This window comes from Aliamphritea spongicola, assembly GCF_017051665.1.
Lineage (GTDB): Bacteria > Pseudomonadota > Gammaproteobacteria > Pseudomonadales > Balneatricaceae > Amphritea > Amphritea spongicola.
Map to the genome: position 1 here is coordinate 954,289 of NZ_JAFIDL010000001.1, position 16,273 is coordinate 970,561.

The following is a 16,273-nucleotide window of genomic DNA, read 5'->3' on the forward strand; positions in this document are numbered from 1 at the left end:
AAAGCGCAAGCCCCTATAACAATACTGATTAGGAATATAACGATGACCAGCACACAGGTTACCCGGGCAGATTTTGATGAGGTAATGGTACCTAACTACAACCCACAACAGTTCATCCCTGTACGCGGTGCCGGTTCACGTGTCTGGGATCAGAACGACAACGAATACATCGACTTTGCCGGCGGCATTGCGGTAAATGCACTGGGCCACGCCCACCCTAAACTGGTTGAAACCCTGAAAGAACAGGCCGATAAACTGTGGCATCTGAGCAACACCTGCACCAATGAGCCGGCGCTGCGTCTGGCACAGAAGCTGACGGAAGCCACCTTTGCAGACAAAGTATTCTTTGCAAACTCCGGCGGTGAAGCCAACGAAGCAGCCTTTAAACTGGCCCGTAAATACGCCTACGACAACTTTGGTCCGGAAAAGAACGAAATCATCGCTTTCCACCAGGGTTTCCACGGCCGTACCCTGTTCACCGTATCAGTGGGTGGTCAGGAGAAATACCGGATCGGTTTTGAACCGGTACCGGGCGGTATCTCCCACGTGCCTTTCAACGATCTGGAAGCCCTGAAAGAAGCCATTTCTGAGCGCACCTGTGCCGTCGTGATGGAACCGATTCAGGGTGAAGGCGGCGTACTGTCACCGGATGCAGACTTCATGCGCGGTGTCCGTGAACTGTGTGATCAGCACAATGCCCTGCTGGTACTGGACGAAGTTCAGACCGGCGTTGGCCGTACCGGCAAACTGTACGCCTACATGCACTCCGATGTTAAGCCAGACATTCTGACCACTGCGAAAGCACTGGGTGGCGGCTTCCCGATCGGTGCAATGCTGTGCACTGACAAAGTTGCTCCAAGCCTGAACTTCGGTACCCACGGCAGCACCTACGGCGGTAACCCACTGGGCTGTGCTGTTGCAGAAGCAGCTCTGGACATCATTAACACCCCGGAAGTCCTGAATCAGGTTAGCGCTAAACGGGCCGTTTTCGAATCAGAACTGCAAAAGCTGAACGAAAAATACGGCATCTTTAAAGACGTTCGTGGCGGCGGTCTGCTGATCGGTGCTGAACTGACCGAAGAATGGCACGGCAAGGCGGCTAAATTCCTGGCAGGAGCCCGTGATGCCGGCGTAATGATTCTGGTTGCCGGTCCTAATGTACTGCGTTTCACCCCGTCCCTGATCATCCCGGACGAAGACATTGCTGAAGGCATGGCCCGTCTGGACAAGGCGCTGGCTCAGGTCATTGAAGCTGAACAAGCGGCAGAATAAGGACACCCAATGAGTCACGATCTTACCCAATGGCTAACCTGGCTGGACGATGAATATCCGGACATGCTGGATAAAACCATCGAGCTTGCCAACATTAACTCAGGCAGCCTGAACGTTGCCGGCGTCAACCGGGTTGGCGACAAACTGAAGGAATATGCGCAAGTACTCGGGGGTGAGATCGAAACGCTGCCGATCAGCCCTTATCAGTTGCTGGATGCCAATGGCGTACTGCAATCCCTGCCTCTGGGTGATGCCGTACGGATATCCAAACGGCCTGAAGCACCTTTACAGGTATTTTTCTGCGCCCATATGGATACCGTATTTGCCATCGACAGCGACTTCCAGACAGTTACCTGGCTGGACGACGAGACCCTTAACGGCCCCGGCGTCAGCGACCTTAAAGGTGGCATCATTGTGATGCTCAAGGCAATCGAAACTCTGGAACGCAGCCCTTATGCCGACAAGGTCGGCTGGCAGATTCTGTTTAACCCGGATGAAGAAATCGGTTCGCCGGGTTCCGCAGCCCTGATTCAGGATGCCGCAAAAACCGCTCACCTGGGCATGATTTATGAACCGAGTTTTCCGGACGGTAATCTGGCCGGTGCCCGTAAAGGCAGCGGTAACTTCAGCGTAAAGGCCACCGGTAAAGCCGCCCATGCCGGCCGCGAACACCACCTGGGACGCAATGCCATCCGTGCCATGTGTGACTTCGTTAGTCAGCTGGACGATCTGAATGGCCAACGCGAAGGTGTGACCATCAACCCCGGCTTCATTGAAGGCGGCGGTGCAGTCAATATCGTCCCTGACCTGTGTGTTTTCCGCTTTAATATCCGCCTCGAACGGCCGGAAGATGAAGCCTGGTGTCTGGAACATATTCAGCGCCTGCTGGCTGATATTAACAGCCGCGACGGCATTGAGCTGGAACTGTTCGGCGGCTTTGGCCGTAAACCCAAGGTGCTCACTCCGACCAATACCCGTCTGTTCGAGCTGGCACAGGAATGCGGCAGCAACCTGGGTATGAAAATCGAGTGGCTGCCAACCGGCGGTTGCTGCGACGGCAACAACCTGGCAGCAGCCGGTGTGCCTAACATCGACACCCTAGGTGTTCAGGGCGGCAAAATTCACTCCAGTGACGAATATATGAAAGTCCGTTCGCTGACAGAACGGGCCAAACTCAGTGGCCTGATGCTGCTGAAACTGGCCAGCAGTGAAGACATCAGCTGGCTGACCGATGCTAAAAACAGCTGTGCAGGAGAACACTGATGCTGGTTGTACGTCCGGTTAACTTTGCTGATCTCGCCGGCCTTGAAAGGCTTGCGGTGATATCCGGTGGCAGCATGACAACCCTGCCCGCCAACCGCGATCATATTGGTGAACTGATTAACCGTACCCAGCAGTCATTGCGTAAATCAGTAGAAATGCCCGGCGAGGAAAGCTATCACTTTGTCCTTACCGACACTGACACCGGCGAGATACTCGGCGTGAGCGGCATTGATGCCACAGTAGGCATCACCACGCCGTTCTATTCCTACCGCATTGATGAAGTGATCCACGCCTCCAGCGAGCTGCAGATCCACAACAAGGTACCGGCCCTGCACCTATGTCAGGATTACACCGGCGCTGCCCGGCTCTGCACCCTGTTTCTGGATCAGCAGGCCCGTACAGCGGAAAACCTGCAACTGATCTCCCGTGCCCGGATGATGTTTATCGCCCGGCAGCCACAGCGTTTTGCCAGCCGGATCATTACTGAACTGCAGGGGGTTGCAGATGAAAACCATCAGTCCCCTTTCTGGGAAAGCCTGGGCCGGCACTTCTTCAGCATGGATTTTACCAAGGCAAATTACCTGACCGGCATTAACTCCAAAGGCTTCATTGCCGATCTGATGCCTCACTATCCGGTCTATGTTCCGATGCTCAGTCCGGCCGCCAAAGCGGCACTGGGCAAGACCCGCCCGGATCAGCAACCGGTACTGGACCTGCTGGAAAACGAAGGCTTCCGCTTCCGCAATTACGTGGATATTTTCGATGCCGGTCCGACACTGGAAAGCCGCACAGACGACATCCGTTCGGTCCGGGCCAGCAACAGCCAGCCGGTACAGATCGCTGCTGAGCCAGCCCCCACCGGCAACGAAATCCCCATGCTGATCAGCAATCAGCAACTTGGAGAATTCCGCTGCCTGCTTGCTGAAATTGATCCGCAGCATCCGGCGCTGACAGCTGAGCAGGCGCAGCAACTGCAGTTAAACAATGGTGATGAAGCCCTGCTGCTGGCCGTCTGACACTTAAAATATATTTTAATAAAACATCTTAACGAATTGATTATAGAGGCTTTTTAATATGATGATTGTGCGCCCGATACGGGCTGAAGATCACCAGGCCCTGCGCGAACTGGCCCGCAAAACCGGTCCGGGATTTACCTCCCTGCAAGACAACGACGCCCAGGTAAAAGCCAAACTGGATGACGCCCTGCGTGCCTATGACAGCAACACACCGCCTCAGGACGCCCTCTACCTGTTCGTAATGGAAGACACAGAATCCGGTGAAGTAGTCGGTATCTGCGGCATTGAAGCGGCCGTCGGTCTGACCGATCCATGGTACAACTATCGCGTAGGCACCCTGATTCATGCCTCCCGGGAACTGAAGGTCTATAACACCATCAACACCCTGACCATTACCAACGATCACACCGGCTATTCCGAACTGTGCACCCTGTTCCTGGCACCGGAAGCCCGTCACAGCCGTCAGGGATCACTGCTGTCCAAATCCCGCTTTATGTTCATGGCGGAATTCCCGCACCTGTTCAATGATCACGTGATTGCTGAAATGCGCGGCTACTCCGACGAAAACGGCGTTTCGCCTTTCTGGGAAGGCCTGGGCCGTCACTTCTTCTCGCTGGATTTTTCCGAAGCTGACCAGCTGTCATCCATGGACAAGGTCTTCATTGCGGAACTGATGCCGAAGAACACCATTTACACCAACCTGCTGCCGGAAGCCGCCCAAAAGGCCATCGGCCAGACCCACGAAGCCACTACCCCGGCCCGTAAGCTGCTGGAAAAAGAAGGCATGCGCTACACCGGCTATGTGGACATTTTCGACGGCGGCCCGACACTGGAAGCCCAGACCAACGATATCCGCGCCATTCAGGAAAGCCAGTACGTCAAAGTACAGATATCCGAACGCGCCCCTGAAGGCGAACTCTATCTGGTCAGCACCACGGACTTTGCAGATTTCCGCTGCTGCATGACCGCCCTTACCCCGGTGGGTAAGCACGTCGCCGCCCTGCCACAGGAAGTCGCCGACGCCCTACAGATTAATGACGGAAGCACAGTACGGGTTGTACCGCTTTCATCCGCACGGAGGTTTTAAAATGACTGCATCTTTATACATCAACGGCCAGTGGCTGAACGGCGAAGGCCCGGTATTTTCTTCACTGAATCCATTTAACGGCGACGCTGTGTGGTCATCTGCCGCCGCAAGCCCGGCACAGGTTAACGCTGCAGTAGACGCCGCCCGTGCAGCGGCTCAGAGCTGGGCAGAAGTCAGCTTCAGCGACCGCTGTGCTATCGTGCGTCAGTACGGCGAACAACTGGCTGAGAACAAGCAGCTGATCGCTGAAACCATTGCCTCCGAAACCGGCAAGCCACTGTGGGAAACCCTGACAGAAGCCGCCGCCATGGCCGGTAAGATCGAAATCTCAATCCGGGCTTACGAAGAACGTACCGGTGAAAAAAGCAGTGACATGGCCGGCGCTCAGGCAGTGCTGCGCCACAAACCTCACGGGGTAGTAGCTGTATTCGGCCCGTATAACTTCCCGGGCCACCTGCCTAACGGGCATATCGTACCGGCACTGCTGGCGGGTAACACCGTCATCCTGAAGCCCAGCGAGCTGACCCCAAAAGTAGCCGAACTGATGATTCAGCTGTGGGACAAAACCGACCTGCCAGCGGGCGTACTGAACCTGACTCAGGGTGAGAAAGACACCGGCATTGCACTGGCATCCCACGCCGGTCTGGACGGCCTGTTCTTCACCGGCAGCTCCCGTACTGGCCACCTGCTACACGAACAGTTTGCCGGTCATCCGGGTAAAATCCTGGCGCTGGAAATGGGCGGTAACAACCCGCTTATCGTCGGTGACATCAGCGATGTTAAAGCCGCAGTTCACGAAACCATTCAGTCTGCTTACATCACTTCCGGTCAGCGTTGCACCTGTGCCCGCCGTCTGTTCGTTCCAAACGGCGCCAACGGTGATCAGTTCATTGCCGAACTGAGTAAAGCGGTCAGCCAGATCAAAGTTGGCGGCCAGTTTGAAGAACCGGCACCGTTCATGGGCAGCCTGATTTCTGAAGCAGCAGCCGACGGCATCATCGCTGCACAGGAAAACCTGCTGTCACTGGGTGCCAGCGCACTGGTTGCAGCCACTAAGCTGCAGGCCGGTACCGGCCTGGTCAGCCCGGGCCTGCTGGATGTAACTGCCATTGAACAGCTGCCGGACGAAGAATACTTCGGCCCGCTGCTGCAGGTCGTACGTTATGAAGATTTCGACGCAGCCATCCAGGCGGCCAACAACACCAGCTATGGTTTGTCAGCCGGCTTATTCAGTGACAGCGAAGACCAGTTCAACACTTTCTATAAGAAGATCCGTGCCGGCATCGTTAACTGGAATAAACAGATTACCGGTGCAAGCAGTGCAGCACCGTTCGGCGGCGTCGGTGCCAGCGGTAACCACCGTGCCAGCGCGTACTATGCGGCGGACTATTGCTCATACCCGGTTGCCGGCATTGAAGCGGACAGCCTGGCCATGCCAGCCACGCTGTCACCGGGCCTGACACTGGACTAAGGCACACTGCACAGCCGGTTTTCCGGCTGTGCATGTCGCATCAGGCAGTGCAGACAGCCGCTGCCCAGTGCTACCCTGTTAGCCATACAGGTGCTCACCAATTCTTTTAACGCTTATACATTCAGGTACCTTCGATGACAGCACGCGAAGCCAATTTTGACGGCCTGGTCGGCCCGACTCACAACTATGCCGGCCTCTCCTTCGGTAACGTTGCCTCCGAACAGCATCAGGCGGCGGCTTCCAATCCGAAGCTGGCAGCCAAACAGGGCCTGCAGAAAATGAAAGCCCTGCACGATATGGGTTTTGTACAGGGTGTACTGGCCCCTCAGGAACGCCCGGACATTGCCACCCTGCGCCGACTGGGCTTCACCGGTTCTGATGCCAGCGTACTGGCCAGTGCCGCTGAACAGGCGCCCCGCATTCTGGCGGCCTGCTGCTCGGCTTCCAGTATGTGGACAGCCAATGCCGCCACCGTATCCCCAAGCGCGGATACTGCCGACGGGAAAGTACACTTCACCCCGGCCAACCTGACCAACAAGTTTCACCGTTCTATCGAACACAGTGTGACCGGCCGTATTCTGCAGGCAACCTTCGCTGACAATCAGCACTTTCAGCACCATCATGCACTGCCCGGCGTTGAACACTTCGGTGATGAAGGTGCCGCCAACCATACCCGTTTCTGCCACGACTACGGCCAGAAAGGCATCGAGTTTTTCGTCTTCGGCCGCTACGGTTTTGATATGAGCAAACCGGCGCCGCAAAAATACCCGGCCCGTCAGACACTGGAAGCCTGCCAGGCAATTGCCCGCAAGCACGGCCTGAGCGACAGCCATGTTGTATATGCCCAGCAAAACCCGGCAGTTATTGATCAGGGCGTATTCCATAATGACGTGATCGCGGTGGGTAACGGCAAACTGCTGTTCTGTCATGAAGAGGCATTTCTCAATCAGGCTGACGTTAACGCTCAGCTAACAGCCGCCATGAACAACGACTTCGAGATTATCGAAGTACCGGCCAGCAAAGTGTCTGTACAGGATGCCGTGCAAAGCTATCTGTTCAACAGCCAGCTGCTGAGCAAACCTGACGGCAGCACCCTGCTGGTCATTCCGGAAGAATGTGAAAAGAACCCTGCAGTCTGGAATTACCTGCAGGAACTTGTCAGCAGTGATGCCAGCATCAGTGAGCTGAAAGTCTTCGATCTGAAACAAAGCATGAGCAACGGTGGCGGCCCTGCCTGCTTACGTTTACGGGTTGCCATGAACGACGCTGAACTGGCGGCGTTCAACCAGAATACCCGGATGAGTGACAGCCTGTTTACCACCCTGAATGCCTGGGTAGATAAACACTACCGTGATCAGCTGCTCGAAAAAGATCTGGCGGACCCGCAGTTATTGACGGAATCCCGTACCGCACTGGATGAACTGACGCAGATTTTACAGCTGGGATCAGTGTATCCGTTCCAGCGTGAAGGTCGCTGTCACGGCTAATTACCTGCACACCAGAACATAACGCCGGTATACTGCCGGCGTTTTTCGTTTTTACGGCAGGACAAATGAGGAAGATGACTATTAATCAGGTACAGGTCTATACAGTTAACGCCTTCACCTATCAGGGCAAAGGCGGCAACCCAGCCGGCGTGGTACCGGATGCAGACAGCCTCAGTAGCCAGCAGATGCAGGACATTGCCCGGCAAATGGGCTATCCGGAAACAGCCTTTGTCTGCTCCCCTGAACAGGACTCAGCCGCAAACCTCAAAGTGCGCTTTTTTACACCAACCGCAGAAGTGGATTTTTGTGGCCATGCCACACTGGCGACCTTCAGCCTGCTGTGGAAGCAACAAACACTCTCTGCAGGCAACTATATACAGGCCACCGGTGCAGGCCTTCTGAAAGTCAGCATCACAGAAAACGGTCAGGTATCCATGGATCAGCAACTTCCTGAATTCCTGCAAACCTTCAGTGCAGACGTGATTGCCCCCTTACTGAACCTGCCCGCAACCGAACTCAGTACCGGCTTACCTATACAGGCAGTATCAACCGGCCTGGCTGATATTCTGGTACCGTTGCCGGCAAAAACGCTGAACCGGCTCACTCCCGATTACACAGCGCTCAGTCAGTTCTGCCAGCAGCACAACCTGATTGGCTTACATGCATTTGAGTTACAGCCAGCGGGCTCAGTTTTTAGCGCAGAATGCCGCAACTTTGCGCCCTTGTTCGGTATCCCTGAAGAAGCGGCCACCGGCAGCAGCAACGGTGCCCTGGCCTGCTATCTGCAAACTTACTGTTGCACTGAGCAAACCGAATTCAGTTTCCTGCAGGGGCGTTCGCTCGGCCAGACGTCGCAGGTTAACAGCAAACTTCAGATCCATCAGGAACGCATCAACCGGGTACAGGTTTCCGGTACCGCGCAGCAGATCAGCCAGCAACGAGTCACCGTGACCGAATAAACCGGTATAATCCTCCGAAAATTTTCTCTCTTATATTCAGATTTTTTCTACCGCCGCCGATAACCTGATTATTCACTCATATCTGGCTCTTATATTGATTCTGTGTCTGTTGTTATCACTGCCAGCACTATCAAAGGACGATTCTTGTGAAAATCTCATCTTCAGAGGTGGCCTTCAGGACCCTGCATAACAGAGAAGACAGCCATCATTACGAACAGAAAACCCACGCCTCAGCAGTACGAAGCCGTAGCGGTCTTGGTGTAGGCACGGGCCTCACCCTGACCGAAACCGTCACCGACCTTTCTTATCAGGCGAAAATGCGTCACCGGGAAGGTAATTCTCTTTCCAGCCAGTCAGTTATCACTCAGAACGGCCAGAGCCGGACACTTGAAAATACCCGGAATATTGAAACCCTCACCCGCACAACACTGGGGCTGGATGCCCAGTCGGTCCGTTTCAATTTTCAGCTTCCGGTTCAGACCCAAAGCCTTAACCTCCAGCAAGCCCAGGTGTATCAGAACGTTTCCCAGCTGAATCAGGCACAGACACAACTCACTGCCATCAGCGCAACTGCATCCACCAATGCCCGGGTAGACATTACTGAACAGCATTTCTACAAAGAGGCAGAAAAGCTGCAGGTAAATACTCAGGGAACTGTGACCACCGCCGACGGCCGGCAAATCAATTTCGCCATGGAACTGGAAATGGAACGCAGCTTTGAGCTCGAGGAAAGCATGCAGATCCACCATAGCGAGCGGGAAGTCATGGACCCGCTGATGATTAATCTGGGCGGTGCCGGTGCGGCACTGACCAGCACCAGCTTCAGTTTTGATCTGGATGCCGACGGCAGCGAAGAGAATATATCCTTTGCTACCGGCGGCAGCGGCTTCCTGGCCCTTGATATCAACAACGACAACGTAATCAATGATGGCAGCGAACTGTTCGGTACCCAGGGCACCGATGGTTTTGCTCACCTGGCCCGTTATGATGACGACGGCAACAAGTGGATCGACGAGTCTGACGAGATCTTCGATAAACTTAAAATCTGGAACAAGGATGAAGCCGGCAATGATCAACTGATCAGCCTGAAACAGGCCGGCGTTGGCGCAATTTACCTCGGTGCTGGCAGCGGCAACTTTGATCTGACCGACAGCAGCAACCAACTGCTGGGGCAGGTTAAAAGCAGCGGTGTTTTTCTAATGGAAGACGGTCAGGCAGGCACCATTCAGGAAGTGGATCTGGCCATTCATCCCGATGCCCCGCCGCCACCGGAAATCCCGGAGCAGCCCGGCCAGCCAGCTACCGTCACAGAGATCACCGATACATCTGGCGCCCCCCGGTTTGCCAGCATCTTTGATCTGATGATGCCTGAAAACAACCAGCCACGTGTTACCCGCCGTACTGAAACCACGACGGTAACCGATGGCGAAAAACTAACAGTAAAAAGCGATAACACTGAGGAAGCCCCCAAAGAAGCCAAAAAGGTTCATTCTGGCGAACTGGGTGAAAACATCCTGGAGTCTCTCAACCGGCTGATTGAGCTGTCGCACCTGAAGGATGAAAAAGAATATGATGCGAATCAGCATCTGAAAGACATCATCCAGAATCTGCGCAAACATCACCAGGCGAGCTGACTATCGCTATCCCGTCATGTCCGGCAGGCGCAGCTTTCTGCGCCTGGCTATCGTTGTAAACAAACCCGCTGCCTTTGCATACACAACCTCTGTGGCTCTAAAGCCTCAATTCTGTTGGCTCACGAACAAATCCTGATGCAGAGTTATTATCCCGTTCATAATAACAACAGCTGTAACGGGAGCCTGAAATGACAACATCCCGCCGACCGGAAGTGCCTGCCAACCTGCTTGAAAAGTGGCAGCACGTTATCGATTTGCTGGCCCGGCTCAGCAACACCCCTGCGGTACTGATTACACAGGTCAGGCAGGATGACATCAGCCTGCTCCTGCGCAGCAGCAATGCCGAAAATCCCTTTCGCCCCAGAGGCTTCAATAAACGCTGCAGTGATATGTACTGCGACAGAGTCGTTAAAGATCAGAGCGCCTTGCTGGTCGAAAATTCCCGCCAGACTCAGGACTGGCAAAACGCCCCTGAGGTCGAAAACGGTATGACCTTCTATCTGGGTTATCCGCTTAGCTGGCCGGATGCAGAACCCTTCGGCACCATATGCGTGATGGACTATCAGGCAGATAACCGGGCACTGGATTACCGGCATCTCATGGAAGAATTCCAGTCACTGATCAATCATGATCTGAAGCTGTTGCAGGAATTACAGACCCACCGGCAACAGCAATCCCGGCTCGAACAACACCTGCGAACACTGAATACGGAGATAGACAGCCGCACCAGTGACCTTGATGAAATTAACACGGCTCTGCGGGTGCTGTTACGTCAGCGGGAAAATGACCGTCAGGCACTGGAACAGGAAACCTGTGCAGAGCTCAGCCAGCAACTGTCTCCCCTGCTTGAGCAACTGGCCAGCGAGCCCCTGAGCAATACTCAGCAGGATTGTCTGCAGTTAATCCGCCAGCAACTGGTGCCCGCCGATAATGCACCGCTGCAGAATCTGCGCCTGCTCAGCCCTGCCGAACAGAACATTGTCAGCTATATACAGGCGGGGAAATCCAGCAAAGAAATTGCCGAACTTTTGCATATCAGCAAAAAAACTGTCGATTATCATCGCCAGAACATCCGTAAAAAGCTCGGTCTGAACAGCGCCTCAGTCAGCCTGAAAAGTTACCTCACCCCGTACTTTCCCCGCACTTAACTGGTATTTAATTCCAGCAAACCGCTATTTATGCTGAATATGTGCTTTCGGCCTGCTCCGGTAAGCCGCTGCAGAAGCACGCCTTACAGACATTTGCCCGGAATATAAATAATGAAAAAATGCATAATTACGCACGCCGGACTGACCGGTAAACTGCTTCGCACAGCTGCGATTGGTCTGCTCAGTGCCGGACTCATCGGCAACGCTGCAATCGCCGAAGATCTTCCACCACCGGCTAAATTCAACGCCGACAACCGCCTGGAACTACCACTGGATTATCGGGAATGGATTCAGGTGGGTTCTAATGTTTCACCTAACGAACTGAACAACGGTAAAGCACCATTCAATGAAATGCGCACCATCTATATGGACCGGGGTGCATTCAAACACTGGAAAGAAACCGGTGAATTCCGTACCGGTACCCTGATTTTAAAAGAAGTGATGAGCATTACCCGCTACCAGGGTATGACCGGTACAGGTTATGGCGCCGGTGAAGTAGTTGCCGTAGCAGGTATGCTTAAAGACCCGGTTAAATTTGCCAATGAGCCGGGCCAGTGGGGTTTCTACCGTTTCCCGAAACTGGAAAACAGCGAGTTCTTCCAAAAAACCAGTGAACAGTTCCCAACCGGAAAATGCTCCGGCTGCCACACCGCCGGCGCGCAGGATGACATGGTATTCACCCAGCATTACCCGGTATTAACCGATGCCAAAGGCACCGGCCGGGTCGCGGTACCGGTAGAATAATTTAACTGTCTTTGTGGGCTGACCAGTCGTAAAACATCCCTTCACTACGGGGTCTGGTCAGCCTGAAACCATACTTTTCATACAGCGCCGGCACGTCTCCCATCAGAGTAATGTAAGAATCCTTTGGCGCATTATTTTCTAACCAGGCCATCAGGGCATTCATAATCACCCGGCCCAGCCCCTGTCCCTGACAGTCCGGATCAACCGCTACATCTACAATATCGAAGTTCAGGGCACCGTCACCGATAATCCGCCCCATACCGACAGTTTTACCGCAATCAACAATGCAGACGCCATAGAGGCTGGCCGCCAGCCCGCGGGCCACCGCATCTGCCGGCCGGGGGCTCAGCCCGGTTATCGCTCTCAGACGGATAAAATCCTGCGCGCTCACGGTTTGTTCAACTAAAACTGGCTGTGTCATCAGTTATACCCTTCCCATAACTCATTCAGCGGATAACCACTGAATTCTTTCGGCGTATGCAGTACCACATGGCTGCTGATGTTCACCTCACCGGGCAGTACATCCAGCAACTGATCATTGATGGCGTTATACCGCAGCATGTCCGGCGCAACAATGCGCATAAACAGATCAAAACTGCCACTGACCACATGGCATTCAACAACTTCCGGAATCGCCTGCGCGGCTTCCTGAAAGCAACGAAACGCCTCGGTACTCTGATCCTTCAGGCTGACGGTGGCCACCACAGTCACGCTGCGAAACAGTTTTGCCAGATTAACAATGCCCAGATACGGTCCGATCAGCTCAGCTTCCTGTAACTTACGTACCCGGTTCAGACAGGAGCTTGGTGACAGCCCCACCCGGTCCGCCAGTTCCTGATTGGTAATCCGCGCCTCACCCTGCAGCACCGAAAGAATATTTCGGTCAATACGGTCTAACTGCATTTTATATCTCTTTTCTGCTTTATTTTTATACCGCCAGACATCAGCTATTTGCTGAACACCTGCGCTAAGCCCCAGTATATATTGGTATATCTTCAGGATATACGCCAGAACACTGGCATTTTTATAATAATCGACTAGACGAAATATTATTTCGCGTTACGTCATAATCATGAAGATTCTACCTGACAGGCGGGTAAATTACACAGCTCATTCGGCCACATACCCTTTAAAATAGACGCAATACAAAAGATTACTGAAGCCAGGCCACACGATATTCTGCATATACTGTCACGCAGACCCGGCCGGCTCATTATAAGAAGGTAAAGTCTATGCTGATTATCCGCCCTTGCCAGCCAGGCGATCTGAATGACCTGATGCACATCTCAGCCGTTGTCGGTCGCGGTATGACTTCTATGCCTGCCGATGAGGCCGCATGGAAAAGCAAAATAGCTGCTTCACAAAAAGCCTTTGCCGGAAAAGCCGATGCCAGCAGCACATACTTTATGGTGCTGGAAGACAACCAGACCGGGCAGGTTGTGGGCACCACCGCGATCTACACCGGCATTGGTCTGTCGCAGCCGTTCTATTCCTACAAGGTATCAACCCTGGTCAGCAGCAGCCAGCAACTGGACATGATCCGTCAGGCAAAAGTGCTGAGCATGGTAAATGACTACACCGGTGCCACCGAAATCGGCTCTCTGTTCCTGCTGCCGGAATACCGTAAGCCGGGTGTAGGTAAGTTCCTTTCCCGGGCACGTTTCCTGTTGATGGCAGACTTCCCTCACCTGTTTGCCGACACCGTAATGGCTGAACTGCGGGGCTGGCAGGATGAGAACGGCAACTCACCGCTGTGGCAGCATCTGGGTCATAAGTTCTTTGCCATGGATTTTCAGGAAGCGGTGCGCACTGCCGCGCTGGAAGGTTCACAGTTCATTTCGGACATGATGCCCAAGTACCCGATCTACATTGACCTGCTGCCGGAAGCCGCACGGGATGTCATCGGTAAACCTCACGACAGTTCTGCTCCGGCCCTGAACATGCTGAAGAAAGAAGGTTTTCAGTTTACCGGTTACGTTGACCTGTTCGACGGTGGCCCAAGTGTACAGATCGCACGGGATGAAATTCATACCGTTCAGGAAAGCCGTACCGCAGAGGTAACCACCGTTAAGGGCACCAGCAACGGCCAGCAACAGGAATACATTATCAGTAACGGAGAGCTGGCAAACTACCGTCTGGCACTGACGCCGGCCAGCATCGACAGCAAAGGTCAGTTACATCTGGCCGCTGAAAATCTGGATGCCCTGCAACTGCAGGAACAGGCACAGGTACGCTACGTGGAAGCCCGCAAAGCCCGACCGGAAAGTAACGCGCAAGTGGCTTAAGCCGCTCAGATAGATATTCCCTGATAACCGAAATGCCGGCATAAGCACTTATAACAGTGCTTATGCCGGCATTTTTTATTTCTGAGACTTACCTTCTAAAGACACGCGTTTCTCCATTTTCTGCAAGATCCCCGGCACCAGAGTTTCAGAAAAGCCGGCGACCACCAGCACCAGCATGACCTGCCAGTAGCTGTCAAAACCGGTCAGGGCCACCACCGCACCGGATTTCAGTACAATAAACGCGATTGCCGCGGCCACAAACGATAACAGCAGGCGCTCCGCCCCCAGGAATACGTACTTACGCTTCTGACTGTACTCATAAAAGTTCAGCGTGGAAGCGTTCTTCAGCACACTCATAAACCCACCGAGTGCAGCGGCTAAGAACGAAGTGAAAATCACCCACCATTCATTATCCGGGCTGCGCTGATCCATCAGCTGTAAGCACACCAGAAATAATACCGGCACGGTGACAAAATGCGGCAGCAAATAATAAAACCGATTCTTAGTCGCTTTGGCGTATTCTTCTTCAATAATGTGGATCAGGTGCTTAAAGGTCTGCTCGGCTGTTTCTTTATCCAGCGCGTCATTCTTCAAACAATCTTCTACGGTTTTGGCAATGCGGTACTTCATCGCATTCAGGTTCGGCGAGCGGGCCAGTAAGCCCTTGGCATTGAAATACAAATGCCGGATATAGCTATAGCGTTTATCAATATCCTGACTGCGCGGGTTTTCAGAGATATAAACCCGCAGGCTGTTATTGATATCCGCATCATCTATCTGATACACCATAAACAGCTGACGTTTCACAAATACATGGCTGATCTGATTACCGTAAGCATCTTCACCTGATTCGCAGGCCTTCTGAATATCAGCCGCGAATTCTGTATTCCCTTCACACACGGACATCACCGCCCTCCTTATTCAGCCGGTATCCTTTTCTCATTAAAACAAAGCATAAACCAGAAGGCTTCAGGAATAAAAAAATCCGACAGATCAGAGACCGGCCGGATTCCAGAAAAGCGCTAGTGAATCAGTTAGTTGATTCGAAAATCTTATCCGCGTTTGCCTCAACAAATCCCTGATACACAACCCCTTCAGCATCCGGGTAACGCTTGGCAAATTCATAGAAACAGGTCGGAATTTCCTGCTGTGCGCCGCAACCGAATTCATACACCTGACGGTCTGCCATCGTAGAGCCCTGCTCCAGCAGATTGGCCGGCGTACCTTTCACTTCACCGCCAACAGTATTCACCGCAAAACCAGCATCTTTTACCCGCTGCAGCACTTCAACAATGCTGTCGGTACTGTTCAGATGATTAATGCTTACCGTGAAGTGGTTAACCCGTACCCCAATGGCCAGCAGCCAGGCACCGTACTCACTTTCAGCCATAACTGTCTGATAGTCTTCCAGTGTCGGCATGTCCCAGTGACGGGCCGAGTAAAAGACTGCCGGCGTCAGGGTCTGCGGCTCAATCTGCGCCGTATAACGGGCGATAATTGCCTGTGTTTCTTCGCTCAGCAGTTCCGTCAGTAACTCGGAACAGAAGATTTTTGGCTGCTTCGGATCAGGATGAATAAAGCTGTGTGCCCGCAGTTTCTTTGCTTTGAACTCGTAGCTGTCCTGACGCTCATAGCCCATGCTCAGAATCACCGGTTCCAGATTATCCAGTTGTAACGGCGTACCGGCGAACGTACGGAAAGCAACATGATCATTGATCACCTCACCGTCAGTGGCAACAAACAGTTCCTGAATGCTTTTTGCCTGTGGGGTGATCTGAATATAGTCCTGCCAAAGGTTAGAAAAGAACTGCTCGACCTGCATAAAAACTCCGCTCGTTAGTGCCGTATCACGGGCGTAAACCGCCCTTCTTATTCCCTTAGTGTGGTTGCTGTAGCAGCCTTTATCA

Annotated in this window: 15 protein-coding genes; 11 read left to right on the forward strand and 4 right to left on the reverse strand. The window is 53.4% G+C overall.

Annotated features, from left to right (window positions below; all coding sequences use genetic code 11):
- The first annotated feature begins 42 nt into the window (after nucleotides 1-42).
- The 10 genes from JYB63_RS04435 (at nucleotide 43) to JYB63_RS04480 (ending at nucleotide 12,081) form a co-directional block, all read left to right on the forward strand.
- Entirely contained in the window at nucleotides 43-1,272 is a 1,230-nt protein-coding gene (locus JYB63_RS04435; protein WP_205656582.1) for an aspartate aminotransferase family protein, read from the forward strand.
- Between the two features lie 9 nt (nucleotides 1,273-1,281).
- Nucleotides 1,282-2,535: a hydrolase gene (locus tag JYB63_RS04440; RefSeq protein WP_205656583.1), complete on the forward strand. Its 1,254-nt coding sequence runs from the start codon at nucleotides 1,282-1,284 to the stop codon at nucleotides 2,533-2,535.
- Nucleotides 2,535-3,551 carry an arginine N-succinyltransferase gene (astA, locus tag JYB63_RS04445; RefSeq protein ID WP_205656584.1) on the forward strand — a complete coding sequence of 339 codons (1,017 nt, stop codon included), beginning with the start codon at nucleotides 2,535-2,537 and terminating at the stop codon, nucleotides 3,549-3,551. The genes JYB63_RS04440 and astA (JYB63_RS04445) overlap by 1 nt, the downstream gene beginning before the upstream one ends.
- Before the next feature lie 58 nt (nucleotides 3,552-3,609).
- Nucleotides 3,610-4,638: an arginine N-succinyltransferase gene (astA, locus tag JYB63_RS04450; RefSeq protein WP_205656585.1), complete on the forward strand. Its 1,029-nt coding sequence runs from the start codon at nucleotides 3,610-3,612 to the stop codon at nucleotides 4,636-4,638.
- A gap of 1 nt (nucleotide 4,639) precedes the next feature.
- On the forward strand, nucleotides 4,640-6,109 hold the full coding sequence (gene astD, locus JYB63_RS04455; protein WP_205656586.1) for a succinylglutamate-semialdehyde dehydrogenase: 1,470 nt from the start codon (nucleotides 4,640-4,642) through the stop codon (nucleotides 6,107-6,109).
- Between the two features lie 134 nt (nucleotides 6,110-6,243).
- Nucleotides 6,244-7,596 carry an N-succinylarginine dihydrolase gene (gene astB / locus JYB63_RS04460; protein ID WP_205656587.1) on the forward strand — a complete coding sequence of 451 codons (1,353 nt, stop codon included), beginning with the start codon at nucleotides 6,244-6,246 and terminating at the stop codon, nucleotides 7,594-7,596.
- A gap of 74 nt (nucleotides 7,597-7,670) precedes the next feature.
- Nucleotides 7,671-8,555 (forward strand): PhzF family phenazine biosynthesis protein, encoded by an 885-nt coding sequence (locus JYB63_RS04465; RefSeq protein WP_205656588.1) that lies wholly within the window; start codon nucleotides 7,671-7,673, stop codon nucleotides 8,553-8,555.
- 146 nt (nucleotides 8,556-8,701) lie between these two features.
- Entirely contained in the window at nucleotides 8,702-10,189 is a 1,488-nt protein-coding gene (locus JYB63_RS04470) for an SPM autocatalytic domain-containing protein (RefSeq protein WP_205656589.1), read from the forward strand.
- Between the two features lie 188 nt (nucleotides 10,190-10,377).
- Complete coding sequence (locus JYB63_RS04475) at nucleotides 10,378-11,337, forward strand: helix-turn-helix transcriptional regulator (RefSeq protein ID WP_205656590.1); 960 nt, start codon at nucleotides 10,378-10,380, stop codon at nucleotides 11,335-11,337.
- Nucleotides 11,338-11,448: 111 nt separating this feature from the next.
- Nucleotides 11,449-12,081 (forward strand): cytochrome P460 family protein, encoded by a 633-nt coding sequence (locus tag JYB63_RS04480; protein ID WP_205656591.1) that lies wholly within the window; start codon nucleotides 11,449-11,451, stop codon nucleotides 12,079-12,081.
- A 1-nt stretch (nucleotide 12,082) separates the two neighbouring features.
- On the opposite strand, the gene JYB63_RS04485 is transcribed toward JYB63_RS04480, so the two are convergent.
- The gene (locus JYB63_RS04485; RefSeq protein ID WP_205656592.1) at nucleotides 12,083-12,502 is read right to left on the reverse strand and encodes a GNAT family N-acetyltransferase; all 420 of its coding nucleotides are present in this window, start codon (nucleotides 12,500-12,502) and stop codon (nucleotides 12,083-12,085) included.
- Nucleotides 12,502-12,984: an Lrp/AsnC family transcriptional regulator gene (locus tag JYB63_RS04490; RefSeq protein WP_205656593.1), complete on the reverse strand. Its 483-nt coding sequence runs from the start codon at nucleotides 12,982-12,984 to the stop codon at nucleotides 12,502-12,504. Before JYB63_RS04490 ends, JYB63_RS04485 begins: the two co-directional genes overlap by 1 nt.
- A 329-nt stretch (nucleotides 12,985-13,313) precedes the next feature.
- Here JYB63_RS04490 and astA (JYB63_RS04495) point away from each other — a divergent pair, with 329 nt between their 5' ends.
- Nucleotides 13,314-14,366: an arginine N-succinyltransferase gene (astA, locus tag JYB63_RS04495; RefSeq protein WP_205656594.1), complete on the forward strand. Its 1,053-nt coding sequence runs from the start codon at nucleotides 13,314-13,316 to the stop codon at nucleotides 14,364-14,366.
- Between the two features lie 75 nt (nucleotides 14,367-14,441).
- On the opposite strand, the gene JYB63_RS04500 is transcribed toward astA (JYB63_RS04495), so the two are convergent.
- Together JYB63_RS04500 and JYB63_RS04505 are read right to left on the reverse strand one after the other, a co-directional pair.
- Nucleotides 14,442-15,272, reverse strand: coding sequence for a hypothetical protein (locus JYB63_RS04500; protein WP_205656595.1), 831 nt, complete (start codon nucleotides 15,270-15,272; stop codon nucleotides 14,442-14,444).
- Nucleotides 15,273-15,396: 124 nt separating this feature from the next.
- On the reverse strand, nucleotides 15,397-16,188 hold the full coding sequence (locus JYB63_RS04505) for a DUF1338 domain-containing protein (protein WP_205656596.1): 792 nt from the start codon (nucleotides 16,186-16,188) through the stop codon (nucleotides 15,397-15,399).
- Nucleotides 16,189-16,273: the final 85 nt, after the last annotated feature.

Excerpts from the sequence above, each read along its gene's own strand:
- astA (WP_205656584.1), top strand. The coding sequence starts at position 2,535 with ATGCTGGTTGTACGTCCGGTTAACTTTGCTGATCTCGCCGGCCTTGAA.
- JYB63_RS04500 (WP_205656595.1), bottom strand. The coding sequence starts at position 15,272 with ATGTCCGTGTGTGAAGGGAATACAGAATTCGCGGCTGATATTCAGAAG.
- JYB63_RS04485 (WP_205656592.1), bottom strand. The coding sequence starts at position 12,502 with ATGACACAGCCAGTTTTAGTTGAACAAACCGTGAGCGCGCAGGATTTT.
- JYB63_RS04480 (WP_205656591.1), top strand. The coding sequence starts at position 11,449 with ATGAAAAAATGCATAATTACGCACGCCGGACTGACCGGTAAACTGCTT.
- JYB63_RS04475 (WP_205656590.1), top strand. The coding sequence starts at position 10,378 with ATGACAACATCCCGCCGACCGGAAGTGCCTGCCAACCTGCTTGAAAAG.
- astB (WP_205656587.1), top strand. The coding sequence starts at position 6,244 with ATGACAGCACGCGAAGCCAATTTTGACGGCCTGGTCGGCCCGACTCAC.
- JYB63_RS04440 (WP_205656583.1), top strand. The coding sequence starts at position 1,282 with ATGAGTCACGATCTTACCCAATGGCTAACCTGGCTGGACGATGAATAT.
- astD (WP_205656586.1), top strand. The coding sequence starts at position 4,640 with ATGACTGCATCTTTATACATCAACGGCCAGTGGCTGAACGGCGAAGGC.
- JYB63_RS04490 (WP_205656593.1), bottom strand. The coding sequence starts at position 12,984 with ATGCAGTTAGACCGTATTGACCGAAATATTCTTTCGGTGCTGCAGGGT.
- JYB63_RS04505 (WP_205656596.1), bottom strand. The coding sequence starts at position 16,188 with ATGCAGGTCGAGCAGTTCTTTTCTAACCTTTGGCAGGACTATATTCAG.
- astA (WP_205656585.1), top strand. The coding sequence starts at position 3,610 with ATGATGATTGTGCGCCCGATACGGGCTGAAGATCACCAGGCCCTGCGC.
- JYB63_RS04435 (WP_205656582.1), top strand. The coding sequence starts at position 43 with ATGACCAGCACACAGGTTACCCGGGCAGATTTTGATGAGGTAATGGTA.
- JYB63_RS04465 (WP_205656588.1), top strand. The coding sequence starts at position 7,671 with ATGACTATTAATCAGGTACAGGTCTATACAGTTAACGCCTTCACCTAT.
- astA (WP_205656594.1), top strand. The coding sequence starts at position 13,314 with ATGCTGATTATCCGCCCTTGCCAGCCAGGCGATCTGAATGACCTGATG.